The sequence below is a fragment of the Cupriavidus sp. JZ107 genome (genome assembly GCF_053903255.1).
Window position 1 is genome coordinate 2284137 of record NZ_CP096481.1, and the last position, 25102, is coordinate 2309238.

Sequence of the window (25102 nt, forward strand, 5' to 3'; positions counted from 1 at the left end):
CGTGGTGCGCGCGTGGGCCGGGCTCAGGCGCCCAGCGTGGTGCGCACGACCTGGTAGCACAGGTTCATCAGCGCGGCCGGGAAGATGCCCAGCACGACGATGACCAGGCCGTTCAGGCTCAGCAGCGAACGCAGGCCGCCCGAGGCCTCCAGCGTTTCCTCGCCGGCCGGCACGTCGAAGTACATCAGCTTGACGATGCGCAGGTAGTAGAACGCGCCGATCAGCGAGAACAGCACCGCCACCACGGCCAGCCACGACATGTCCGCCGCGACCACCGCCTCGAGCACCGCCAGCTTGGCGTAGAAGCCCACGGTCGGCGGGATGCCGGCCAGCGAGAACATCATCACCAGCATCAGCAGCGCGAACCACGGGTTCTTGCGCGACATGCCCTTCAGGTCTTCCAGCGTCTCGGCCTCGAAGCCCTTGTTGGTGCGCAGCAGGATGATGCCGAAGGTGCCCAGCGTGGTCAGCACATAGGTGACCGCGTAGAACATCGCCGAGCCGTAGGCGCTGGCGGCGCCGTCGGTCTGGCCGCCGGCCACGCCCGACAGCATGCCCAGCAGCAGGAAGCCCATGTGCGAGATCGTCGAATACGCCAGCATCCGCTTCAGGTTGCTCTGCACGATCGCGGTCAGGTTGCCGATCGCCAGCGACACCACCGCCAGCACCGACAGCATCAGCTGCCAGTCCACCGCCAGCGGCAGCAGGCCCTCGACCAGGATGCGCAGCGTCATCGCGAACGCGGCCAGCTTCGGCGCACCGGCGATCAGCAGCGTCACCGCGGTCGGCGAGCCCTGGTAGATGTCCGGAATCCACATGTGGAACGGTGCGGCACCCAGCTTGAAGGCCAGGCCGGCGACCAGGAACACCACGCCGAAGGCCAGCATCGTCGTGTTGACGCGGCCGGACTCGACCACGCGGAACACCTCGCCCAGGTTCAGCGAACCGGTGGCGCCGTACATCATCGACATGCCGTACAGCAGGAAGCCCGAAGCCAGCGCGCCCAGCACGAAATACTTCATCGCCGATTCGGAGGTCACGCGCGAATCGCGGCGCAGCGCGACCAGCGCGTACGACGACAGCGACAGCAGTTCCACGCCGAGATACAGCGTCAGGAAGTTGTTGCCGGTGATCATCACGATCTGGCCGCCCAGCGTGAACAGCGCCAGCATGTAGAACTCGCCGGCGTACAGGTCACGGTCGCCGAGGTAGCGGCGGGTGTAGACCAGCGTCACGAACAGCGCCAGCGCCGAGAACGAGGCCAGCACGTTGGCCATCGGGTCGATCACGGCCAAGTTCGAGAACGCGTAGTGGGTCTCGCCGTTGGCGGCGTTCAGGCCGAACCAGACGGTCAGCACCAGCGTGATCAGCAGCGACAGCGGATAGGCGACGCTCGTGCGGTTCTTGCCGCGTGCGAGGTCGATCCAGTTGACCGCCGCGATGGCGATCGCCAGGAAGATGATCGGGGCCACAGGCGCCCAAGTCGTGGTCGATTCCATGATTCGTTCTCTCCCTGCTTACAGCTTGGACTGCGCCACGTGCGACAGCAGGTTGACCACCGATGCGTGCATCACATCGGTAAAGGGTTTCGGATGCAGGCCCATGTACAGCGTCATCGCGGCCAGCAGGCCCAGCATGACGAACTCGCGCTTGTTCAGGTCGACCAGCTCGGCGACGTGCTGGTGCTTGATATCGCCGAACACCACGCGCTTGACCATCCACAGCGAATAGGCCGCGCCCAGGATCAGCGAGGTAGCCGCCGCCAGGCCGATCCAGAAGTTGTACTGGACGCCGCCCAGGATCACCATCCACTCGCCGACGAAGCCCGAGGTGGCCGGCAGGCCGCTGTTGGCCATCGCGAAGAACACCGCGAACGCCGCGAACTTGGGCATCGTGTTGACCACGCCGCCGTAGTCGGCGATCTGGCGCGAGTGCACGCGGTCATAGAGCACGCCGATGCAAAGGAACATCGCGCCCGAGATGAAGCCGTGCGAGATCATCTGCACGATGCCGCCCTCGATGCCGATCTCGCTGAAGATGAAGAAGCCCAGCGTGACGAAGCCCATGTGCGCGATCGACGAGTACGCGACCAGCTTCTTCATGTCGGCCTGCACCATCGCCACCAGGCCGATGTAGATCACCGCCACCAGCGAGATCGCGATGATGAACGCGGCCAGGCTGTGGCTGGCGTCCGGCGCGATCGGCAGCGAGAAGCGCAGGAAGCCGTAGGCGCCCAGCTTCAGCATGATCGCGGCCAGCACCACCGAGCCGCCGGTCGGCGCCTCGACGTGGGCGTCGGGCAACCAGGTATGGACCGGCCACATCGGCACCTTGACCGCGAAGGCCAGGAAGAACGCCAGGAACAGCAGCACCTGCTCGTTCATCGACAGCTTGGCCTGATGCCATTGCAGGATCTCGAAGCTGCCGGTCTTGTTGTACAGGTACAGCAGCGCGACCAGCGTCAGCAGCGAACCGAGCAGCGTGTACAGGAAGAACTTGAAGGCCGCGTAGACCCGGTTCGGACCGCCCCAGACGCCGATGATGATGTACATCGGGATCAGCGTGGCCTCGAAGAACACGTAGAACAGCATGCCGTCGAGCGAGGCGAACACGCCGACCATGATGCCCGACAGGATCAGGAACGAGGCCATGTAGGCCGCCACGCGCTCGGTGATGACCTCCCAGCCGGCGATCACGACGATCACCGTGATGAAGGCGGTCAGCACGACGAACCACATCGAGATGCCGTCGACGCCGAGGTGGTAGTTGATGTTGAAGCGCTCGATCCACGAGTACTTCTCGACGAACTGCATCTGCGCGGTGCCGCGGTCGAAGTTCAGGATCAGCGGCAGCGTGACCAGGAAGCTGACGATCGAGCCGAACAGCGCGGTCCAGCGGACGAAGCCCGGGCTGCGATCCGAGCCGAAAGCCAGCACCAGCAAGCCGAAAAAGATAGGCAGCCAGATAGCGAAAGAGAGAACCATTTTCGTTGTATTCCTTACTTGGCGCCCACCGCGCTAGCCGAGCCGAAGATCGTGATCGACAGCAGCACCAGCATGCCCAGGATCATCGCGAATGCGTAGTGATAGATATAGCCGGACTGCACGTAGCGGCTGATCGAGGCGACCCAGCCGACCACACGCGCGGCGCCGTTGACCAGCAGGCCGTCGATCAGGCCCTGGTCGCCGCCCTTCCACAGGCCCGTGCCGATCAGGCGCGCGCCGCGGGCGAACACCGCTTCGTTGATGGCGTCCATGTAGTACTTGTTGTCGAGCAACTTGTACACGCCGCTGAAGCGCTGCTGGATCGCGGCCGGGATGTCGGGGCGCTTCATGTAGAAGAACCACGACAGCACCACGCCGGCCAGCGCGAGCCACAGCACCGGGGTCTGCAGCGAGTGGATGCCCATCGCGACCCAGCCGTGGAACATCTCGGCGAGCTCGCGCATCGCGTGATGGTTTTCGCCGACGAAGATCACGTCCTGGAAGGCGACGCCGTTCTTGAAGAAGTCGCCGAACAGCATCGGCTCAATCGCGATCGCCCCGATCACCACCGACGGGATCGCCAGCAGCACCAGCGGCAGCGTCACGACCCATGGCGACTCGTGCGGCTTCTCGCCCGGCGCCAGGCCATGGTGATGCTCGTCGCCATGCGCCTCTTCCTCTTCCTCGGCGTGGTCGTGGTGCAGGTGCGGCTTGCCGAAGCGCTCTTCGCCGTGGAACACCAGGAAGTACATGCGGAACGAATAGAACGCGGTGACGAACACACCGGCCATCACGGCAAAGTAGGCGAAGCCCGAACCGGCGATGTGCGACTCGGCCACGGCCTCGATGATCGAGTCCTTCGAGTAGAAGCCCGAGAAGAACGGCGTACCGATCAGCGCCAGCGAACCGACCAGCGAGGTGATCCAGGTGATCGGCATGTACTTGCGCAGGCCGCCCATGTTGCGGATGTCCTGGTCATGGTGCATGCCGATGATCACCGAGCCCGCGGCCAGGAACAGCAGCGCCTTGAAGAACGCGTGGGTCATCAGGTGGAACACCGCGACCTGGTAGGCCGAGGCGCCCAGCGCGACCGTCATGTAGCCCAGCTGCGACAGCGTCGAGTATGCGACCACGCGCTTGATGTCGTTCTGGATGATGCCCAGGAAACCCATGAACAGCGCGGTGATGGCGCCGATCACCAGCACGAAGGACAGCGCGGCGTCGGACAGCTCGAACAGCGGCGACATGCGGCTGACCATGAAGATGCCGGCGGTCACCATGGTGGCCGCGTGGATCAGCGCCGAGATCGGGGTCGGGCCTTCCATCGAATCGGGCAGCCACACGTGCAGCGGGAACTGCGCCGACTTGCCCATCGCGCCGATGAACAGGCAGATGCACGCCACCGTCAGCATCATCCAGTCGGTGCCCGGGAAGGTCACGGTCGCCAGCTGGTCGCGCGCGGCGAACACCTCGGTGTAGTTCAGGCTGCCGCTGTAGGCCAGCAGCAGGCCGATGCCCAGGATGAAGCCGAAGTCGCCGACGCGGTTGACCAGGAAGGCCTTCAGGTTGGCGAAGATCGCGGTCGGACGGGTGTACCAGAAGCCGATCAGCAGATACGAGACGAGGCCCACCGCTTCCCAGCCGAAGAACAGCTGCAGGAAGTTGTTGCTCATCACCAGCATCAGCATCGAGAAGGTGAACAGCGAGATATAGGCGAAGAAACGGTTGTAGCCGGGGTCGCCCTGCATGTAGCCGACGGTGTAGATATGCACCATCAGCGAGACGAAGGTCACCACCACCATCATCATCGCGGTCAGCGAGTCGACCAGGAAGCCGACCTCCATCTTGAGCTCGTGGCCGGCGAACGGCAGCACCATCCACTCATAGACCGTGGCGTTGAAGCTGGCCCCATCCACCATCACGTCGCGCAGCACGAGCAGCGACAGCAGGCAGGCGATCGCCACACCGAGAATGGTCACGGTGTGGGCGATGGCGCGGCCGGCGCGCGTCTCCGACGAGAACGATCCGAAGAACTTGGTGCCGAACAATCCCGCGATAGCCGCGCCGGCGAGCGGCGCCAGCGGAATCGCGAGCAGCAGGTTGGGGTTGAGCGTGGTTGCCATAGGACGCTTGTTGGTGTGCGGTCGGGTGCGGTCGGTTGGGTGACGTGTTTCGACAGGATCGGCTCGCGGGCATCAGCCCTTGAGCGCGTCCAGGTCGTCGACGTTGATCGTGTCCAGGTTACGGAACAGCACGACCAGGATTGCCAGACCGATCGCCGACTCGGCGGCGGCCACCGTCAGGATGAAGAAAACGAAGACTTGTCCGGCCAGATCGCCCAGATAGTGCGAAAAGGCGACGAAGTTCATATTGACCGCCAGCAGCATCAGCTCGATCGCCATCAGCAGCACGATCACGTTCTTGCGGTTCAGGAAGATGCCGACGATGCTGATCGCAAACAGGATCGCACCGAGCACCAGGAAATGGGCGAGAGAGAGCACGTCGTTCCCCGATCTTCAGTTCTTGTTGGCGGCGTCGGCTTGCTCGCCGGCGGCTTGCGCGGTCTGTGCCGGCATCGAAACCAGCCGCACGCGGTCGGCGCGGCGGGTGCGCAGCTGTTCGGACACGTCCTGCGCCTTGGTGTCCTTGCGGCGGCGCAGCGTCAGCGCGACCGCGGCGATGATGGCCACCAGCAGGATGATGCCGGCCACCTCGAAGGCGTAGATGTAGTCGGTGTAGATCACCTGGCCGAGCGCGCCGGTGTTCGAGTAGTCGCTCCCCTGCGGCATCGGCTTGAGCGGCTGCGTGGTGCCGACGAAGTTGCGCACCAGCACGATCGCCATCTCGGCGATGATCAGCGCGCCGACCACCGAGGCCAGCGGCACATAGGTCCAGAAGTCGCGGCGCAGGTGCTCGATATCGATATCGATCATCATCACGACGAACAGGAACAGCACCATCACGGCGCCGACGTAGACCAGCACCAGCAGGATGGCGAGGAATTCGGCCTGCAGCAGCATCCACAGCGCGGCCGCCGTGAAGAACGACAGCACGAGGTACAGCGCCGAGTGCACCGGGTTCCTGGCGGTGATGACTTTCAGTGCGGAGAGCACCAGCACCACTGCGAAGACGTAGAAGATGGTGGTCGTGAATTCCATGGTTCTCGTCGTGCCGCACGGCACAGCCCACCCCCGGTGGCCTGCCCCTGCGGCATCCTTCTAGTTGCCCCTCGCGGGGCACGATTCAATGTGTAGCCTTGCGGCCCGGTTCGCCCGGATTCGCGCCGTTCGCACCGATTCGCGCGAACGGCCGGCGATCAGCGGTACTTCGCGTCCGCCGCCTTGGCCGCCGCGATCTGCGGCTCGTAGCGGTCGCCCACCGCGAGCAGCATGTCCTTGGTGAAATACAGGTCGCCGCGCTTCTCGCCGTGGTACTCGAGAATCTGGGTTTCGACGATCGCGTCGACCGGGCAGGCTTCCTCGCAGAAGCCGCAGAAAATGCATTTGGTCAGATCGATGTCGTAGCGCGTGGTACGGCGGGTGCCGTCGGCGCGCACGTCCGACTCGATCGTGATGGCCAGCGCCGGGCAGACCGCTTCGCACAGCTTGCAGGCGATGCAGCGCTCCTCGCCGTTCGGATAGCGGCGCAGCGCGTGCAGGCCGCGGAAGCGCGGCGACACCGGCGTCTTCTCCTCGGGGAACTGCACCGTGATCTTGCGGGCGAAGAGATAGCGGCCGGTCAAGGCCATGCCCTTGAAGAGTTCCTTCAGGAGCAGGCTGTTGAAGAAGTCCTTGATGGCGAGCAGCATGACGATTGCTTCCTAGTAATTCCACCGGGCGCGGCGCGTGCGCCGCAGCCCGGCTTGGTCCGTCCCGGCCAGCTTCGTGGCCGGGATCGGCGGCGATTTCAGTGCCAGATGTTCCAGGGCGACTTCATCCAGATCGCCACGATGATCAGCCATGCGACGGTCAGCGGAATGAAGACCTTCCAGCCCAGGCGCATGATCTGGTCGTAGCGGTAGCGCGGGAACGAAGCGCGGATCCAGATGAACACCGACAGCAGCAGGAACACCTTGATCAGCAGCCAGAAGAAGCCCGGGATCGCGTTGGTCACGACGCTGTCGACCGGGGGCGCCCAGCCGCCGAGGAACATCAGCGCGGTCATCGTCGAGATGATGATCATGTTGATGTATTCGGCCAGGAAGAACAGCGCGAAGCCCATGCCGGAGTACTCGATCATGTGGCCGGCCACGATTTCCGATTCGCCTTCCACCACGTCGAACGGGTGGCGGTTGGTTTCGGCCACGCCCGAGATGAAGTAGACGCCGAACATCGGCAGCAGCGGCAGCCAGTTCCACGACAGGATGTTCAGGCCCATGTTGGCGAAGTAGCCGGTGTTCTGGCCGTTGACGATCGCCGACAGGTTCAGGCTGCCCGACACCATCAGCACGGTGACCAGCGCGAAGCCCATCGCGATTTCGTACGACACCATCTGCGCCGCGGCGCGCATCGCACCGATGAACGCGTACTTCGAGTTCGAGGCCCAGCCGGCCAGGATCACGCCGTAGACGCCGACCGAGCTGATCGCCATCACATACAGCAGACCGGCATTGACGTCGGCCATCACCACCTCGGCCTGGAACGGGATCACCGCCCAGATCGCCACGGCCGGCATCAGCACCATCAGCGGCGCGATCAGGTACAGGCCCTTGCTGACCTGCGAGGGCGTCATCACTTCCTTGAGCAGCAGCTTCAGCACGTCGGCGATCGGCTGCAGCAGGCCCAGCGGGCCGACCCGGTTCGGGCCGATCCGCACGTGCATCCAGCCGATCAGCTTGCGCTCCCACAGGATCAGGTAGGCCACGCACAGCAGCAGCGGCACCACGATGACCACGGCGCGAATCAGGATCCACAGCGGCGTCCATGCGCCACCGAAGACGGCCTGTCCCTGCGAGGTAATCCAATCGATCATCTTTCTCTCTCGCCTGTCGTATTCGCTTCTTTAAGCCGCGGCCACCGGGGCCAGTTCCACCGCCTTTTCCACCAGCACGGTGCCGAACATCGGCCCGAGGCCGACGGCGGCCGGCGTGGCCGCCGACACGCGCACCGTATTGGCGGGCAGACCTTCTTCCAGCACGGCCGGCAGCACCACGCTGCCCTGCCCTTGCGTGACGCGCACCGGATCGCCGGCGGCCACGCCCAGCGCGGCGAACAGGTCGGCCGACAGGCCCACCTGCATCGCGCGGCGCGCAGCCGCGCTCAGCTGCAGCGAATCGGCACGGCGCACGATCGCGTCCGAGTGGTAGATCGGCACGTCGGCGACGCGCTCGATCGCCGGCACGGCGCCATCGGCCGACGGCGCGGCGACCTGGATCGCGGCGGACGTGCGGTTGTTCAGGCGCGGAGCGATCGCGTCGGCCAGCGCTTCGTCGCGGACCGACTCGGCGGTCTCGTAGTCGAAGCCCGGCACCTCCAGCAGGTTGCCCAGCACGCGCAGCACCTTCCAGCCCGGACGGGTCTCGCCCAGCGGGCGGACCACGCCGTTGAAGCTCTGCGGCACGCCTTCGCAGTTGACGAAGGTGCCCGAGGTCTCGCTGAACGGCGCGATCGGCAGGATCACGTCGGCGTATTGCAGCGCGGCCTCCGAGCGGAACGGCGACAGCACGATCACGGTACCGGCCTGGCCCAGCGCGGCCAGCGCGCGTTGCGGATCGGCACTGTCGAACTCGGGTTCCGCGTTCAGCACCACGTAAGCCTTGCGCGGCGTCTCCAGCATGGCGCGGGCATCGGCCCCACCCTGGCGCGGCAGCGCGCCGACCAGATGCGCGCCGACGGTGTTGGCGGCTTCCGTCAGGAAGCCCAGCGTGGCGCCGGTGCTGTCGGCGATCCACTGCGCCAGCGCGTGCAGCGCGGCGAATTGCGGATGGCGGACGGCCTCGTTGCCGAGGAAGACGGCACGGCGCTCGCCCGACAGCAGGGCCTGCGCGGCCGCCTCGGCCAGCGCGCCACCGTCGAAACCTTCCGTGCCGGCCGGAGCGGCGACGCCCTTGGCAGCCGCGACGGCACGCGCCACGCCAGCCAGCGCGGCGGCCCAGGCCGACGGCGCCACGGCGATGCGCGCCGCCAGCGGCATCAGCAGATCTTCGGGACTGGCGCCCAGCACGGCGACGCGGGCGCCCTTCTTGGCGGCCTGGCGCAGGCGCGAGGCCAGCAGCGGTTGATCCTTGCGCAGCGAGGCGCCGATTACCAGCGCGCCCTGCAGCGTCGAGACGTCGGCGATCGGCATGCCCAGCCACGGCGCGCCCTCGACCTTCGCCGAGAAATCGGACTGGCGCAGACGGAAGTCGATGTTGTCGCTACCGAGGCCGCGCACCAGCTTGCCGAGCAGATAGAGCTCTTCGACGGTCGCGTGCGGGCTGGCCAGCGCGGCGATCTGGTCGGCGCCATGCTCGCGCTTGATGCCGGCCAGGCCGTTGGCGACGTATTCGAGCGCGGTCTGCCAGTCGGTCTCGAGCCACTGGTTGTCCTGCTTGATCATCGGCCGGGTCAGCCGGTCGGCGCTGTTCAGGCCCTCGTACGAGAAGCGGTCGCGGTCCGACAGCCAGCATTCGTTGATGGCTTCGTTGTCCAGCGGCAGCACGCGCATCACGCGGTGGTTCTTGGACTGGACGATCAGGTTCGCGCCCAGGCCGTCGTGCGGCGACACCGACTTGCGGCGCGACAGTTCCCAGGTCCGCGCGGTGTAGCGGAACGGCTTGCTGGTCAGCGCACCGACCGGGCACAGGTCGATCATGTTGCCCGACAGCTCGGAGTCCACCGTCTTGCCGACGAAGGTCGTGATCTCGGAATGCTCGCCGCGGTTCAGCATGCCCAGCTCCATCACGCCGGCCACTTCCTGGCCGAAGCGCACGCAGCGGGTGCAGTGGATGCAGCGCGTCATCTCTTCCATCGAGATCAGCGGGCCCACGTTCTTGTGGAACACCACGCGCTTCTCTTCCTTGTAGCGCGATTCGGAGGCGCCGTAGCCGACCGCCAGATCCTGCAGCTGGCACTCGCCGCCCTGATCGCAGATCGGGCAATCGAGCGGGTGATTGATCAGCAGGAATTCCATCACCGACTTCTGGGCCTTGACCGCCTTCTCCGAGTTGGTGAAGACCTTCATGCCCGCGGTGACCGGCGTGGCGCAGGCCGGCAGCGCCTTCGGCGCCTTTTCGACCTCGACCAGACACATGCGGCAGTTGGCCGCGATGGACAGCTTGCGGTGATAGCAGAAGTGCGGGATGTAGGTGCCCAGCTTGCGGGCCGCTTCCATCACCAGGCTGCCTTCCGCAACCTCAACCTTCTTGCCGTCGATTTCGAGTTCAACCATGTTCTGCCACGCTTAGATGTAGGCCGGAACCATGCACTGCTTGTGTTCGACGTGATATTCGAACTCTTTCCAGTAGTGCTTGAGCATGCCGCGGACCGGCATCGCCGCCGCATCGCCGAGCGCGCAGATCGTGCGGCCCATGATGTTTTCGGCAACGTTGTTGAGCAGGTCCAGGTCTTCCTGGCGGCCTTCACCATGCTCGATGCGGTTCACCATGCGGTAGAGCCAGCCGGTGCCTTCGCGGCACGGCGTGCACTGGCCGCACGATTCTTCGAAGTAGAAATAGGACAGGCGCAGCAGCGAACGAACCATGCAGCGCGTCTCGTCCATCACGATCACCGCGCCCGAGCCCAGCATCGAGCCGGCCTTGGCGATCGAGTCGTAGTCCATGTCGGACGCCATCATCAGGTCGGCCGGCACCACCGGTGCCGACGAGCCGCCCGGGATCACGGCCTTCAGCTTCTTGCCGCCGCGCATGCCGCCGGCCAGTTCCAGCAGCGTCGCGAACGGCGTGCCGAGCGGAATCTCGTAGTTGCCGGGACGCTCGACGTCGCCCGAGACCGAGAAGATCTTGGTGCCGCCGTTGTTCGGCTTGCCCATCTTCAGGTAATTCTCGGGACCGACGGCCAGCAGGAACGGCACCGCGGCGAAGGTCTCGGTGTTGTTGATCGTGGTCGGCTTGCCGTACAGGCCGAAGCTGGCCGGGAACGGCGGCTTGAAGCGCGGCTGGCCCTTCTTGCCTTCCAGCGATTCGAGCAGCGCGGTTTCCTCGCCGCAGATGTAGGCGCCATAGCCGTGGTGGGCATGCAGCTGGAAGCTGAAGCCCGAGCCCAGGATGTTGTCACCGAGGAAGCCGGCGGCGCGCGCCTCTTCGAGGGCTTCCTCGAAGATCTTGTATTCGTTCCAGATCTCGCCGTGGATGTAGTTGTAGCCCACGGTGATGCCCATCGCGTACGCGCCGATGGCCATGCCTTCGATCAGCGCGTGCGGGTTGTAGCGGATGATGTCGCGATCCTTGAACGTGCCCGGCTCGCCCTCGTCGGTATTGCAGACCAGGTACTTCTGGCCCGGGAACTGACGCGGCATGAAGCTCCACTTCAGGCCAGTGGGAAAGCCCGCGCCGCCGCGGCCGCGCAGGCCCGAGGCCTTGACGTCGGCGATCACCTGCTCGGGCGGCACCTTCTCGGTCAGGATGCGCTTGAGCTGCTGATAGCCGCCGCGCTTGACGTAGTCTTCCAGATGCCAGTTCTTGCCATCCAGCCCGGCCAGGATCAGCGGCTGGATATGGCGGTCGTGCAGACAGGTCATATTACTTGTCCCCCTTGGCAGCGGATTCGGCCTTGAGCTCGTCGACCAGCGCGTCGAGCTTGGCGTCGCTCATGAAGCTGCACATGCGGGTGTTGTTGACGATCATCACCGGGGCGTCGCCGCAGGCGCCCATGCACTCGCCTTCCTTCAGCGTGAAGGTGCCGCACGGTGTCGTCTCGTTGTAGTCGATGCCCAGCTTGCGCTTCAGGTACTCGCCGGCGCGTTCGCCGCCGGACAGTGCGCAAGGCAGGTTGGTACAGACGGCCAGCTTGTAGCGGCCGACCGGCTTGGTGTCGTACATGTTGTAGAAGGTGGCCACTTCCTCCACCCACACCGGCGGCATGTCGAGGTACTTGGCCACGAATTCCATGACTTCCGGGGACACCCAGCCCACTTCGCCCTGCGCCACGGCCAGTGCCGCCATCACGGCCGATTGCTTCTGGTCGGCCGGATACTTGGCGATCGCGCGATCGATTTCCTTGAGAGCTTCTGCTGATAGCATGGTCGTTGCCGTGGTGTTGCCTAATGCGCCGATTTACAAGCGAAACGCGCCAGCCGGTGGCGCGGTCCGCATCAGTTGCAGCCGTCGCTGCGTTGTCCTCGCAGGCATGAGCCCCATGCCGGCTTGCCGCGGTCGGTCCGGATCGTCGTCCGGAGGCGGCACGTCGTTAGCGGTCGATCTCGCCGAACACGATGTCCTGCGTACCGATGATCGTCACCGCGTCCGCGATCATGTGGCCCTTGGCCATTTCGTCGAGCGCGGCCAGGTGGGCGAAGCCCGGTGCGCGGATCTTCAGACGGTACGGCTTGTTCGCGCCATCGGAGATCGCGTAGATGCCAAACTCGCCCTTCGGGTGCTCCACCGCCGCGTAGGTCTCGCCCTCGGGCACGCGAATGCCTTCGGTGAAGAGCTTGAAATGGTGGATCAGCTCTTCCATGTTCGACTTCATGTCGACGCGCGACGGCGGCGTGACCTTGTGGTTGTCGCTCATCACCGGGCCCGGATTGCGGCGCAGCCAGTCGACACACTGCTTGATGATGCGGTTGGACTGGCGCATTTCTTCCACCCGCACCAGATAGCGCGAATAGCAGTCGCCGCCCACGCCGACCGGCACGTCGAAATCGAGCTTGTCGTAGACCTCGTAGGGCTGCTTCTTGCGCAGGTCCCACTCGATCCCCGAGCCGCGCAGCATCGGGCCGGTGAAGCCCATCTGCAGCGCGCGTTCCGGGCTGACCACGCCGATGCCGACCAGGCGCTGCTTCCAGATCCGGTTGTCGGTCAGCAGCGTCTCGTATTCGTCGACGTACTTCGGGAAACGGTTGGTGAAATCCTCGATGAAGTCGAGCAGCGAGCCGGAGCGCGCCTCGTTCATCGCCTTGATCGCCCGCTCGTTGTGGACCTTGGACGCCTTGTATTGCGGCATCGTGTCAGGCAGGTCGCGATAGACGCCGCCCGGACGATAGTAGGCCGCATGCATCCGCGCGCCCGACACCGCCTCGTACATGTCGAACATGTCCTCGCGCTCGCGGAACGCGTACAGGAATACCGCCATCGCGCCAACGTCCAGCGCGTGCGAACCGATCCACATCAGATGGTTCAGCAGGCGCGTGATCTCGTCGAACATCACGCGGATGTACTGCGCGCGGATCGGCACGTCGATGCCGACCAGCTTTTCGATCGCCATCACGTAGGCGTGTTCGTTGGCCATCATCGACACATAGTCGAGACGGTCCATGTACGGCACGCTCTGGATCCACGTCTTCTGCTCGGCCAGCTTCTCGGTGGCACGGTGCAGCAGGCCGATGTGCGGATCGGCGCGCTGGATCACCTCGCCGTCCAGCTCCAGCACCAGGCGCAGCACGCCGTGCGCCGCCGGGTGCTGCGGACCGAAGTTCAGGGTGTAATTCTTGATATCTGCCATCGCGGGTTCTCAGTGCCGGTCAGTGCTTCAGGCCGCCGTAGTTTTCCTCGCGGATCACCCGTGGCGTCAGCTCGCGCGGTTCGATCGTGACCGGCTGATAGATGACGCGCTTCTGCTCGGGGTCGTAGCGCATCTCGACATAGCCGGACACCGGGAAGTCCTTGCGGAACGGATGGCCGACGAAACCGTAGTCGGTCAGGATGCGGCGCAGGTCCGGATGGCCCTCGAAGATGATCCCGTAGAAATCGAACGCCTCGCGCTCGAACCAGTTGACCGAGTTCCACACGTCGATCAGCGACGGGATCACCGGCATGTCGTCGTCCGGCGCGAACACGCGCACGCGCAGGCGCCAGTTATGCGTCAGCGACAGCAGGTGCGTGACCGCGGCAAAACGCGGACCGTCCCAGGCACCGTCGCCATAGGTGGAATAGTCGACGCCGCACAGGTCGATCAGCTGCTCGAAACGCAGCGACGGATCGTCACGCAGCATGCGGGCCACTTCGAGGTAGTCGTCGGCCTTGACGATCAGCGTCAGCTGGTCGAACGACTCCACCAGCTTGCCGATGCGATTGCCGAGCGCCTTCTCCAGCGCGGACTTCAGGGTATCGAGCTTGGCCATGTCAACCCTTGCGCGCGATGGTGTTGGTGCGGCGGATCTTGTTCTGCAGCTGGATGATGCCGTAGATCAGCGCTTCGGCCGTCGGCGGGCAGCCCGGCACGTAGATGTCGACCGGCACGATCCGGTCGCAACCGCGCACCACCGAATACGAGTAGTGATAGTAGCCGCCGCCATTGGCGCACGAGCCCATCGAGATGACCCAGCGCGGCTCGGCCATCTGGTCGTAGACCTTGCGCAGGGCGGGAGCCATCTTGTTGCACAGCGTGCCGGCCACGATCATCACGTCCGACTGGCGCGGCGACGGGCGGAAAATCACGCCGAAGCGGTCCATGTCGTAGCGCGCGGCGCCGGCATGCATCATTTCCACGGCACAGCAGGCCAGGCCGAACGTCATCGGCCACAGCGACCCGGTGCGGGTCCAGTTGATCAGCTTGTCAGCGGTAGTCGTGACGAAGCCTTCGTTCAGAACGCCTTCGATTGCCATTTCACATCACTCCCAATCGAGCGCGCCCTTTTTCCAGATGTAGACGAAGCCCACGATGAATTCCAGCAGAAACACGCCCATGGCGATGAAACCCGGCCAGCCGATGTCCTGCAGAGCGACGCCCCACGGGAAAAGGAAAGCGGTTTCGAGATCGAACAGAATGAAAAGGATGGCGATCAGGTAATAGCGCACGTCGAACTTCATGCGCGCGTCCTCGAACGCTTCGAAGCCGCACTCGTAAGGCGAGAGCTTGGCGGCGTCGGGCTTGTTCGGACCCAGGATCCGGCCGATCGACATCAGCGCGAGGCCGAGCACCACGCCGAAGATGATGAAGACGAGAACGGGGAAATAGGCTTCGAGATTCAAGGTACGGCCAGCCTTATCTGGAATGTTGTCAACAGCACCAGCTGAAGCGGCGTCCTGTTGCCCACCCCAAGCGCCCAACGCCATTGCGCAGACATCACGGCGCCGCCTTGCGGACTGCCGGAGCCCCTCACCGGGGCATTGCCCGGGAGCAGACTCCGATCAAGTTGTTTGGTGCCGACGGCGAGACTCGAACTCGCACAGCTTTCGCCACTACCCCCTCAAGATAGCGTGTCTACCAATTTCACCACGTCGGCTGGGGGAGAAACAATATTGCCTGGCGCCGGGTTTCAAGCCCTTCGGTACGCTGGTTTTGCGGCCATTTTTGCTATTTGGCTGCGCTGCCAGGAACCGTCGCTGGGGAATCGTTTCAAGCCCTGCATTCTAACCCATGATCGCCACTTTGTTCAATGCACAAGTGCAAAATGTTCGGCAATCCCGGGCGCGAATGCCGGATTATTTCGGCACGGCCGGCGCGGCCGGGGCCGAAGCCGCGGCGGCCGGCGCGGACGCCGCGGGCACCGAGGCGGCCGGGGCCGGAGCGGTCTGCGGAGCGGCGCCCATCACGCCCAGCGAGGCGGACGGACGGTAGTTGCCCAGCAGCGTCAGCGCCAGCGTGCAGACGAAGAACAGCGTGGCCAGGATCGCCGTGGTGCGCGACAGGAAGTTGGCCGAGCCGGTGGCGCCGAACAGGCTGCCCGAGGCGCCCGAGCCGAACGCCGCGCCGACGTCGGCGCCCTTGCCGTGCTGCAGCAGCACCAGCCCGATCACGCCCAGTGCCGACAGCACCTGCGCGACCATCAATAGAGTTTTTAGAATTGCCATGGATTCGATTCGCTTGCCTGATTCAGACGGTCGGTGCGGCCGGCATCAGGCGTTGCCGATCGCGAGAAAATCTTCGGTTTTGAGCGAGGCGCCGCCGATCAGCCCGCCATCGATATCGGCCATCGAGAACAGCTCGGCCGCATTGTCCGGCTTGACGCTGCCGCCGTACAGGATCGCCATGCGCTGCGCCACGCCGGCGTCGCGCGCGGCGACCTGGCTGCGCAGGAAGGCGTGCACGGCCTGGGCCTGCTCCTTGCTGGCGGTCTTGCCGGTGCCGATCGCCCAGACCGGCTCGTAGGCCAGCACCACGCGGCTCAGCTGCTCCACCGACAGCGCTTCCAGCACGGCCTGCAGTTGCCGGCCGACCACGGCTTCGGTCTCGCCCGCTTCGCGCTGCGCCAGCGTCTCGCCGACGCAGATCACCGGCACGATGCCGAATTCGAGGGCCCGCAGCGCCTTGGCGGCCACGGCGGCATCGCTCTCGCCATGGTAGGTGCGGCGCTCCGAATGGCCCACCAGCACGTAGCTGACGCCGAATTCGGCCAGCATCGATGCCGCCACCTCGCCGGTGAAGGCGCCGCGCGCCTCGGCCGACACGTCCTGCGCGCCCCAGGCGACCTGGCTGCCCGCCAGCAACGCCTGGCACTGTGCCAGGTAGGGGAACGGCGCGCACACCGCGAGGCTCGCGCCCGACGGGGCGCCGGCCTTGATACCGTTCAGCAGGGCCTCGTTGGCAGCCAGGCTGCCATGCATCTTCCAGTTGCCGATGACGAGCTTTTGTCTCACGAAAGCGCCTCTCAAAATCAAACCCGCAATTGTACCGCGCTGAGTACCCGGGCGCTACGACCGCGCGATACCCTGCGCCGTCGCGTCACACCGCCAGGCGCGATCGCGCTGAAGCCCGGCGGCGCGGCACGTCCCGCCAGCCTGACGCCGGGCAACGGCCGGCGCTCAAGGGGCCAGGCGTGCCGGTGCCTGGGCCGCGGCACGCGCCTCCATCCGCTCCATCACCCTCTTCGACACGCGGTAGGAATGACAGGCCTCGACGCAGCAAATACAGGGAAAAAGGCAGCGCAGGCAACAGCATAGCCAGCCCCCCACGTTCCCGCCCGCTCCAGCTCGGGCTGGACGAGCGCGGTCAACTCGTCGATATCCTGCTGCGTCAGCGCGCCGGGGTCCTCCGACGGCGACAGTTGCGGGCGAATGGTCTGGGGTGCGATTCGATTGGTCTGCATGGCGAGCTCCTTGGTAGTGACCGATGCCGGTATGGCCAAGGAAGTATTCGCCGCCAACTCGCCGGGACTGTCTCGTTGCCACCCCGATTTCAACTTCTGCCCCGCCGGGCGCGCTTGCGACAGAAAGCGGCCAGCCATCGCCCGGCCGCTTTGGCTGTCAGCCTTGCCAGGTCAGCACGATCTTGCCGACGTGCTCGCTCGACTCCATCAGGCGATGGGCGTCGGCGGCCTGCGCGGCCGGGAAGACCTGGTGGATCACCGGCTTGATGCTGCCGTTGGCCAGCAGCGGCCACACATGCTCGTGCAGAGCCCGCGCGATCTCGCCCTTGAACGAGGCGGGGCGCGGCCGCAGCGTCGAGCCGGTCACGGTGATACGGCGGCGCAGGATGTCGCCGAGCGGAATCTCCGCCTTGGCGCCGCCGAGCAGCGCGATGATCACGATGCGGCCATCGTCGGCGATGCACGACAGCTCGCGCGCCAGATACGGGCCGGCCACCATGTCGAGGATCACGTCGACACCGCGGCCGCCGGTCAGCGACTTGACCTCGGCGGCGAAGTCCTGCGTCTTGTAGTTGATCGCCCGGTCGGCGCCGAGCTCCTCGCAGGCGCGGCACTTCTCGTCGCTGCCGGCGGTGACGAAGACCTTGTGACCCAGCGCCTTCGCGATCTGGATCGCGGTGGTACCGATACCGCTGGAGCCGCCCTGGATCAGCAGCGTTTCCTCCTTGCCGCGCGGGCCGCGGCCGAGATAGCCGCGGTCGAACACATTGCTCCACACCGTGAAGAAGGTCTCCGGCAAGGCCGCCGCCTCGATATCGCTCAAGCCCTGCGGCACCGGCAGGCACTGCGCCAGCGGCGCGGTGCACAGCTGCGCGTAGCCGCCGCCCTGCACCAGCGCGCAGACGCGGTCCCCGACCTTCAGGCCGAAGCGATTGTCGGGATGCGACAGGTCGCCGCCGACGACCTCGCCGGCCACCTCGAGTCCCGGCAGGTCGGACGCGCCCGGCGGCACCGGATAGTTGCCGGTGCGCTGGAACACGTCGGGCCGGTTGATGCCGGCCGCGGCGACGCGGATCAGGACTTCACCGGGGCCGGGCGCCGGATCGGGACGCTCGGTCAACTGCAACACGTCGGGGCCGCCGTATTCGCGGATCTCGATGGCTTGCATGCTGGCTCCTTGAAACTGGAAACCGCGCGTGGTGCGCGGCTGGGATGCGGAAAGGGGAAAAAAGAAAGCGCGAACTGGCGCGCTTGCCCTGAGGGACTGGCGGCAGTGTAAACAAAAAAACGGCCGGGCATCGCCCAGCCGTTTCTTGCACGCTGCCCGGCAAGCGGGCAGAAGTCATGCCGTGCCCGCGTACGCGGGGACGACGCGAGCGCGCTTACTGCTGCTCGCCGCCCGCCGGCTCGGCCGGCGCCGCCGGCGCTTCGGCGTTGGCCAGCGGAGCGATCGAACCGCCCTCCTCGGCCATCGCCGCCTTCAGCGACAGACGCAGGCGGCCCTTCTCGTCGGCCTGGATCAGCTTGACGCGGACCTGCTGGCCTTCCTTCAGCCAGTCCTTGATGTCCTTGACGCGCTCGTTGACGATCTCCGAGATATGCAGCAGACCGTCCTTGCCCGGCAGGATGTTGACGATGGCGCCAAAGTCCAGCAGCTTCAGCACGGTGCCGTTGTAGATCTTGCCCACTTCGGCTTCCGCGGTGATGCCCTCGATGCGGCGCTTGGCCTCGGCCATGCCCTCGGTCGAGGTCGACGCGATCGTGATCGTGCCGTCTTCCTGGATGTCGATGGTCGTGCCGGTTTCCTTGGTCAGCGCCTGGATCGTCGAGCCGCCCTTGCCGATCACCTCGCGGATCTTGTCCGGATGGATCTTCATCGTGATCATGCGCGGCGCGTGTTCCGACAGCTCGGTGCGCGCATGGCCCATCGCCTCCTGCATCTTCGACAGGATATGCAGGCGGCCTTCCTTGGCCTGCGCCAGCGCGACCTGCATGATTTCCTTGGTGATGCCCTGGACCTTGATGTCCATCTGCAGCGCGGTGATGCCGTTGTCGGTACCCGCGACCTTGAAGTCCATGTCGCCGAGGTGGTCCTCGTCGCCCAGGATGTCGGTCAGCACGGCGAACTTGTTGCCTTCCAGGATCAGGCCCATGGCCACGCCGGCCACGTGCGCCTTGACCGGAACGCCGGCGTCCATCAGCGCCAGGCAGCCGCCGCAGACCGAAGCCATCGACGACGAGCCGTTCGACTCGGTGATTTCCGACACCAGGCGGATCGTGTAGGCGAACTCGTCCTCGGCCGGCAGCACCGGAATCAGCGCGCGCTTGGCCAGACGGCCGTGGCCGATCTCGCGGCGCTTGGGCGAACCCACGCGGCCGGTCTCGCCGGTCGCGAACGGGGGCATGTTGTAGTGGAGCATGAAACGATCGCGGTATTCGCCGGCCAGCGCGTCGATGATCTGCTCGTCGCTCTTGGTGCCCAGCGTGGCCACCACCAGCGCCTGCGTCTCGCCGCGGGTGAACAGCGCCGAGCCGTGCGCGCGCGGCAGCACCGACGAGCGGATCTCGATCGGGCGCACGGTGCGGGTGTCGCGGCCGTCGATGCGCGGTTCGCCGGCCAGCACCTGGCCACGGACGATCTTCGCTTCCAGATCGAACAGGATGTTGCCGACCTCGACCTTGTCGAACTCGACGCCGGCCTCGGCCAGACGGGCCTCCACCGCGGCGTAGGCTTCCTTGACCTTCTGCGAGCGGGCCGACTTCTGGCGGATCTGATAGGCCTCCTGCAGCAGCGGCGAGCCGACCTCGGCCACCTTGGCGATCAGCGCCTCGTTCTTCGGCGCCGGGGCCCAGTTCCACTCGGGCTTGCCGCCTTCGCGCACCAGCTCGTGGATCGCGTTGATCGCGACCTGCATCTGCTCGTGGCCGTAGACCACGGCGCCCAGCATCACCTCTTCGGACAGCTGGTTGGCTTCCGATTCGACCATCAGCACGGCACGCTCGGTGCCGGCGACCACCAGGTCCAGCTCGGAGCTGGCCAGCTGGCTGCGGGTCGGGTTCAGCAGGTACTGGCCGTTCTGGTAGCCGACGCGCGCGGCGCCGACCGGGCCGTTGAATGGAATGCCCGAGACCGCCAGCGCGGCCGAGGCACCGATCAGCGCCGGGATATCGGCCGGCACTTCGGGGTTCAGCGAGACGACGTGGACGACCACCTGCACGTCGTTATAGAAGCCTTCCGGAAACAGCGGACGCAGCGGACGATCGATCAGGCGCGAGGTCAGCGTCTCGTTCTCCGACGGACGGCCCTCGCGCTTGAAGAAGCCGCCCGGGATCTTGCCGGCGGCATAGGTCTTCTCGATGTAGTCGACCGTCAGCGGGAAGAAATCCTGGCCCGGCTTGGGCTGCTTGGCGGCCACCACGGTGGCGAGCACCACGGTGTCCTCGACATCGACGAGCACCGCGCCGCCGGCCTGGCGGGCGATTTCGCCGGTTTCCATGCGGACCGTATGCTGGCCCCACTGGAATTGCTTGACGACCTTGTTGAACATGGACATGAGCGTTCCCCTTTGTGCTTGCACGGCGACGGGCCGGAAGCCCGCCGGCGTGCCGGCGCCCGCGTGATGCAGCCGCGGGCATTGCTGCCGGATCGCTGTCAGGCGCGGTCGCAGGGAAGTGCTATGCCATTCCAGCGCGTCACCGCGGTCGCCGCAGCGAACAAGGTCAAACGATCGCCGCCGATATCCGATGAGGCGCTGGAATGACACAAAGCCCTGGTTCCTTGCCGGACTCCGGTGTCATGAATGAAAAGAACGATTCAACTTACTCCGTTGCACATCGTGGTGCAACGGCAACGGTGTCCGGCCTGGCCGGCCACCCGCGGCGCAATCGGATTGCCGGCATTCGCCGGCACGGCCGATCGGCCGCGCAAAAACAAAATGCCTGCATCAGCAGTGCTGACGCAGGCATCGTGGCGTCACGCCGGGGCGTGCGGTGCGAGGACCGACATTGCCGACCATGCCGGCATCGGCATCGCCATCCTCGTCCCTTCCCCGATCCGAGCAGCCTGGCGCAATTTACTTGCGCAGACCCAGCTTCTCGATCAGCGCGCGATAACGATCGGCGTCGTTCGACTTCAGGTAGTCCAGCAGGCGGCGACGACGGCTCACCATGCGCAGCAGGCCGCGGCGGCTGTGGTGATCCTTCATGTTGGCCTTGAAGTGCGGGGTCAGTTCGTTGATGCGCGAGGTCAGCAGAGCGACCTGGACTTCGGGGCTGCCGGTGTCGTTGGCGCCACGGGCGAACTGCTTGATGACTTCGGACTTGTTGATATCGGCTACGGACATGATGTTTCCTTTCACTTGCGAACGTTGCAGCGCCAGGGCCGCGAACGTCGTGCGGGAGAAAAATGCGGCTTGCGCCGCACACTGCCTTGCCGCCGGGCGCGCCCGCGTTACCGCGAGTGCCGCCTGAACGACAGCCGCGCATTATAGCGCAACTGGAGTTGCCGGGCAAAAGCGGCCGGGCGGCGCCTTGCCGGGGCTAGGGACGCTCCATCTTGCAGGTCGTGGCCCGCGTGGTCTGGGCCGACTTCAGCCGCTTGACCGTGCGGAAGCCGTATCCGGAGCCCTCGTTGTCGAAGCGCACTTCGCCGCCCTGCCGCTCCATCATCGACACATAGAGCGGCTGCAGCACCTGGTGGTCATCCGCGCGCACGGTGGCGTCGTGGAAGTCGTTGACGTAACGCATGCCCTCCAGCGCCCGCGCAACCTTGACCGCATCGGTGGAACCGGCCTGCTCGATCGCCCTCGCCAGCATCTCGATCATCATCTGCATGCGCAGATGCACGTAGTCGTCCTTCGGCTCGGGATAGCGGTTGCGGAAGGCCTGGTAGAAGGCATCGGAGGCGGCGCCACCGACGTTCGGGTGCCATTCGGCCACCGCCAGCACGCGGCCCACGCCGGCATCGCCCATCGCGGCCGGGGCGCCGAGGCCATTGCCGTAGAAGGTATAGAACTTGGCGCCCAGGCCGCCCTCGCGCGCCGCCTTGACCATCAGCGTCAGGTCGTTGCCCCAGTTGCCGGTGATCACCGCGTCCGCGCCGCTGGCCTTGATCTTCGCGATATACGGCGCGAAGTCCTTGATCTTGCCGATCGGGTGGAATTCGTCGCCGACGATCTTCACGTCGGGCCGCTTGGCCGCCAGCATGTCGCGCGCGAGCCGCGAGACCTGATGGCCGAAGCTGTAGTCCTGCGCGATCAGGTAGACGCGGCGCACGCTGGCGTCGGCGCGAATCACCTCCGTCAGCGCCTCCATCCGCATGTCGGCGCCGGCGTCGAAGCGGAAATGCCAGAAGCTGCAGTTCTCGTTGGTCAGCGCCGGATCGACCGCGGAATAGTTCAGGAACAGCACGCGCGCCTCGGGCTGGCGCGCGTTGTGCCGGTTCACCGCGCCGACCAGCGCCGCGGCGACCGCCGAGCTGTTCCCCTGCAGCACGAACGGGATGCGCCGGTCCACCAGCGCACGGAACTGGATCAGGCTCTCGTCGACATTGCCCTTGCTGTCGAAGGTGACCAGCTCCAGCGGGCGCTGCCCTTCGGCGGTGCGGACGCCGCCGCGCGCGTTGACCCGGTCGATCGCGAGCCGCAGGTTGCGCACCACCGCTTCGCCGGCATTGGCGAACGGACCCGACAGTCCGTCGATCATGCCGAGCCGGATCGGCTCCTGCGCCGACGCAACGCCCGCCGCGAGGGCCAACAGGCAAGCCCCCAGCCACCCCTTCACAACCATCGATCGATCTCCGCGAAAGCGCTGCATGGTAAGCCAGCGCTCACCGCCTTGCAATCGCGCCGGCGGTGCGATGCGGCGCCTGCGGCGCTACACTGCGGCTATTTCGTGGCAATGAAGGACCGAGGTTCGCAATGAAAGCACTGAAGAGCATTGGCCGCTGGTTGGCGCTCGGCACCGCCGGCGTGCTGTTGACGGCCTGCGTCATCCTGCAGCCGGTACAGGAGGCGCAGAAGCTGATCGGCGCGCCGGAAAGCACGGTGCGCGCGACCTTCGGCGAGCCGACCGACATCTTCCGGCTCGACGACGGCACCGTGCGCTGGATCTATTCGAAGCAGCCACTGGGGCGTCAGGCCTATGCGGCCGACTTCGATACCAGCGGCAAGCTGACGCGCTTCCGCCAGATGTTGACCACCACCGAGCTGTACAAGGCGCGGATCGGCACCTGGACCAAGCGCGACGTCGCCGAACATTTCGGCCTGCCGCGCGAGCCGACGCAGTACTTCCCGCTGATGCGCCGCGATGTCTGGTCGTACCGCTTCCTGCACGAAGAAAACTGGCCGTCGCTGTTCCACTTCTATTTCGACGATGCCGGCGTGCTGCGGCAGACCCAGATCACGCCCGACCCGCTGGCCGATCCGCGGGAAACGATCCGCTAGGCATCGCGCCCTTAATGCCGCCCATGCCGCCCTGCTGGCGACGTGGGCAGTGACGTCAGCCGGCTGCGCGAGCACCCCGGCATGCCCCTGGCCGGCTCCCGTTCCATCGCACTGTCCTGGATTGCCGGCGGCTCGCCACCGTGCTCGCGCACGATGTCGAGCACCCAGGCATCGGCCCGCCGGGCCCTGACCCTGGCCTGCGCGCAATCCCATATCGTCTGTCCGGCCCGGTTGCGTCGCTCGGCAAAACGCGGGCCCGCGCCTCCTGCATTGTCCCAGTCCGTCTTTGCCGCCTGCCGCAGGAAGCGCAGCACCGATGCCTTGTCGCCATGGAGTACGGCAAGGTGGACCGGGGTATTGCCGTCGTAGTCCGAGGCGAAGATGCGCGGGGTGGTCTCTCCCCCTTCTGCCGCCCCCGGTCGCGCGTTGGCGACACCGGCCCCGCGGCATTCGAGCGCGTCGATCGCGATCTTCATGAACAGCGAATCGAGCACCGGGCCGGTGGCAAGCCCCGGGTCGCACGCGACATGGTGCAGCACGGTTCTGGCGTCATTGTCGAAGCGCTCCAACGCCTTTTCGTCGTATCGCAGGAATTGCATGACGCCCTCGGGCGTGGCAATCCGGCCGCGAAAGTTGTCCTGAACGTCGGCCGGATTCTGCCGGTCGAGCCCGCGCATCAGGTTCGAGCGGCCGGCCTCGATCGATTCGCGCCGCGCCTTGACCTGATCCGCCGGCAGCAGGCAGCGGAGCTCCTGCAGCAACTGCCGTTCGTCCCGCCACTCCCGTCGCCCCTGGCGCCCCAGACAGCGAAGCCAGTTCCACAGGGCCTTCAACGCGGGCCAGCGCGACTCGCTGACCGTCGTCCACGCCGCCTTGCCGTGCCGATCCACGACGACGGTGAAGCGCCTGGAGCAGGCGCGCCCACGCGCTTGCAGCAGGCCACCCGCGGCGACGTGTTCCAGCGCCGCATTCCGGCCGACGGTGTGATACGGATGCAAATGGTCCAGATCGACAGCGCTGACCAGGCCCACGCGCAATTGCCCCGCCAGGCTGTCGGCCAGCACCTTTTCTTCGCGACGATTTCGTCGCGGCGTGGAACGCTGATTGGAAAGACACTGCAGACGGGGGGCGGCGTACTGCCTGTCCCAGTTGAAGCGATAACAGCGATCGCCAATGATCAATGGCGCCCCCAGAGCGATGCGCTGCTTGTCGGTTTCCCCGAGGGTCTTGACCCGTTCTACATCCAACACCGTGCATGGCATGGCGAATTCACTGACTGCCAACGACATCGACATTCCTTAACGAAGGGTCACAAACCAGCCACCAAACCGCCAAACCCGTGTCCATGCGTCTGGGGCAAATCGTGGTCGCGATGATCGTCGAGTCCTTGCCGGCCTGCTTCCAGCTTTAATGGCCACATTGCGTTTTGCGGCATGTCAGGCGGCCAGGCCACTGCCAGGCGCCAACAAAAAACGCCGGTGGTCCGTGAGTCGAATCTCACGAACCACCGGCGCTGTGCTTGCGTCGGCTGGCTGCATCCGCCGGCGAGAT

General features: G+C 65.7%; 23 protein-coding genes and 1 tRNA gene. 1 reads left to right on the forward strand and 23 read right to left on the reverse strand.

Annotated elements, in window-relative coordinates:
- Positions 1-23: 23 nt before the first annotated feature.
- The 22 genes from nuoN to M1D55_RS20090 form a co-directional block, all read right to left on the reverse strand.
- A complete protein-coding gene (gene nuoN / locus M1D55_RS19985) occupies positions 24-1499 on the reverse strand; it encodes an NADH-quinone oxidoreductase subunit NuoN (protein WP_456281666.1) in 1476 nt (491 codons plus the stop codon).
- Positions 1500-1517: 18 nt separating this feature from the next.
- Entirely contained in the window at positions 1518-2984 is a 1467-nt protein-coding gene (locus M1D55_RS19990) for an NADH-quinone oxidoreductase subunit M (protein WP_064573111.1), read from the reverse strand.
- A 14-nt stretch (positions 2985-2998) separates the two neighbouring features.
- Positions 2999-5107 carry an NADH-quinone oxidoreductase subunit L gene (gene nuoL / locus M1D55_RS19995; protein ID WP_456281667.1) on the reverse strand — a complete coding sequence of 703 codons (2109 nt, stop codon included), beginning with the start codon at positions 5105-5107 and terminating at the stop codon, positions 2999-3001.
- Positions 5108-5179: 72 nt separating this feature from the next.
- A complete protein-coding gene (gene nuoK / locus M1D55_RS20000; RefSeq protein WP_006576687.1) occupies positions 5180-5485 on the reverse strand; it encodes an NADH-quinone oxidoreductase subunit NuoK in 306 nt (101 codons plus the stop codon).
- A gap of 15 nt (positions 5486-5500) precedes the next feature.
- Positions 5501-6142 carry an NADH-quinone oxidoreductase subunit J gene (locus tag M1D55_RS20005; protein ID WP_006576688.1) on the reverse strand — a complete coding sequence of 214 codons (642 nt, stop codon included), beginning with the start codon at positions 6140-6142 and terminating at the stop codon, positions 5501-5503.
- A gap of 158 nt (positions 6143-6300) precedes the next feature.
- On the reverse strand, positions 6301-6792 hold the full coding sequence (gene nuoI / locus M1D55_RS20010; protein ID WP_006576689.1) for an NADH-quinone oxidoreductase subunit NuoI: 492 nt from the start codon (positions 6790-6792) through the stop codon (positions 6301-6303).
- 98 nt (positions 6793-6890) lie between these two features.
- Positions 6891-7955 carry an NADH-quinone oxidoreductase subunit NuoH gene (nuoH, locus tag M1D55_RS20015; protein ID WP_023263596.1) on the reverse strand — a complete coding sequence of 355 codons (1065 nt, stop codon included), beginning with the start codon at positions 7953-7955 and terminating at the stop codon, positions 6891-6893.
- Positions 7956-7985: 30 nt separating this feature from the next.
- Positions 7986-10352 carry an NADH-quinone oxidoreductase subunit NuoG gene (gene nuoG, locus M1D55_RS20020; protein ID WP_064573104.1) on the reverse strand — a complete coding sequence of 789 codons (2367 nt, stop codon included), beginning with the start codon at positions 10350-10352 and terminating at the stop codon, positions 7986-7988.
- 12 nt (positions 10353-10364) lie between these two features.
- The gene (gene nuoF / locus M1D55_RS20025; RefSeq protein ID WP_053821438.1) at positions 10365-11660 is read right to left on the reverse strand and encodes an NADH-quinone oxidoreductase subunit NuoF; all 1296 of its coding nucleotides are present in this window, start codon (positions 11658-11660) and stop codon (positions 10365-10367) included.
- 1 nt (position 11661) lies between these two features.
- A complete protein-coding gene (gene nuoE / locus M1D55_RS20030; protein WP_456281668.1) occupies positions 11662-12162 on the reverse strand; it encodes an NADH-quinone oxidoreductase subunit NuoE in 501 nt (166 codons plus the stop codon).
- Positions 12163-12328: 166 nt separating this feature from the next.
- Entirely contained in the window at positions 12329-13582 is a 1254-nt protein-coding gene (locus M1D55_RS20035; RefSeq protein WP_006576545.1) for an NADH-quinone oxidoreductase subunit D, read from the reverse strand.
- Between the two features lie 19 nt (positions 13583-13601).
- Positions 13602-14201, reverse strand: a complete 600-nt coding sequence (locus M1D55_RS20040; RefSeq protein ID WP_006576544.1) for an NADH-quinone oxidoreductase subunit C — start codon at positions 14199-14201, stop codon at positions 13602-13604.
- A 1-nt stretch (position 14202) separates the two neighbouring features.
- Positions 14203-14685, reverse strand: a complete 483-nt coding sequence (locus M1D55_RS20045) for a NuoB/complex I 20 kDa subunit family protein (protein WP_006156837.1) — start codon at positions 14683-14685, stop codon at positions 14203-14205.
- A gap of 6 nt (positions 14686-14691) precedes the next feature.
- Positions 14692-15051: an NADH-quinone oxidoreductase subunit A gene (locus tag M1D55_RS20050; RefSeq protein WP_006576543.1), complete on the reverse strand. Its 360-nt coding sequence runs from the start codon at positions 15049-15051 to the stop codon at positions 14692-14694.
- Positions 15052-15220: 169 nt separating this feature from the next.
- Positions 15221-15305 (reverse strand) — tRNA-Leu (locus M1D55_RS20055).
- Positions 15306-15504: 199 nt separating this feature from the next.
- Complete coding sequence (gene secG / locus M1D55_RS20060) at positions 15505-15873, reverse strand: preprotein translocase subunit SecG (RefSeq protein WP_456281669.1); 369 nt, start codon at positions 15871-15873, stop codon at positions 15505-15507.
- 45 nt (positions 15874-15918) lie between these two features.
- On the reverse strand, positions 15919-16659 hold the full coding sequence (gene tpiA / locus M1D55_RS20065; protein WP_006577039.1) for a triose-phosphate isomerase: 741 nt from the start codon (positions 16657-16659) through the stop codon (positions 15919-15921).
- A 221-nt stretch (positions 16660-16880) separates the two neighbouring features.
- The gene (locus M1D55_RS20070; RefSeq protein ID WP_456281670.1) at positions 16881-17108 is read right to left on the reverse strand and encodes a hypothetical protein; all 228 of its coding nucleotides are present in this window, start codon (positions 17106-17108) and stop codon (positions 16881-16883) included.
- A 157-nt stretch (positions 17109-17265) separates the two neighbouring features.
- Positions 17266-18276, reverse strand: coding sequence for an NAD(P)H-quinone oxidoreductase (locus M1D55_RS20075; RefSeq protein WP_006577037.1), 1011 nt, complete (start codon positions 18274-18276; stop codon positions 17266-17268).
- Between the two features lie 214 nt (positions 18277-18490).
- Complete coding sequence (gene pnp, locus M1D55_RS20080) at positions 18491-20662, reverse strand: polyribonucleotide nucleotidyltransferase (RefSeq protein WP_174781427.1); 2172 nt, start codon at positions 20660-20662, stop codon at positions 18491-18493.
- Between the two features lie 519 nt (positions 20663-21181).
- Positions 21182-21451 (reverse strand): 30S ribosomal protein S15, encoded by a 270-nt coding sequence (gene rpsO / locus M1D55_RS20085; protein WP_006577035.1) that lies wholly within the window; start codon positions 21449-21451, stop codon positions 21182-21184.
- Between the two features lie 196 nt (positions 21452-21647).
- Complete coding sequence (locus M1D55_RS20090) at positions 21648-22895, reverse strand: branched-chain amino acid ABC transporter substrate-binding protein (RefSeq protein WP_043442207.1); 1248 nt, start codon at positions 22893-22895, stop codon at positions 21648-21650.
- Between the two features lie 131 nt (positions 22896-23026).
- Here M1D55_RS20090 and M1D55_RS20095 point away from each other — a divergent pair, with 131 nt between their 5' ends.
- The gene (locus M1D55_RS20095; protein WP_006577034.1) at positions 23027-23551 is read left to right on the forward strand and encodes a hypothetical protein; all 525 of its coding nucleotides are present in this window, start codon (positions 23027-23029) and stop codon (positions 23549-23551) included.
- A gap of 11 nt (positions 23552-23562) precedes the next feature.
- Here M1D55_RS20095 and M1D55_RS20100 read toward each other — a convergent pair whose 3' ends face one another.
- Positions 23563-24840, reverse strand: a complete 1278-nt coding sequence (locus M1D55_RS20100) for a hypothetical protein (RefSeq protein WP_456281671.1) — start codon at positions 24838-24840, stop codon at positions 23563-23565.
- Positions 24841-25102: the final 262 nt, after the last annotated feature.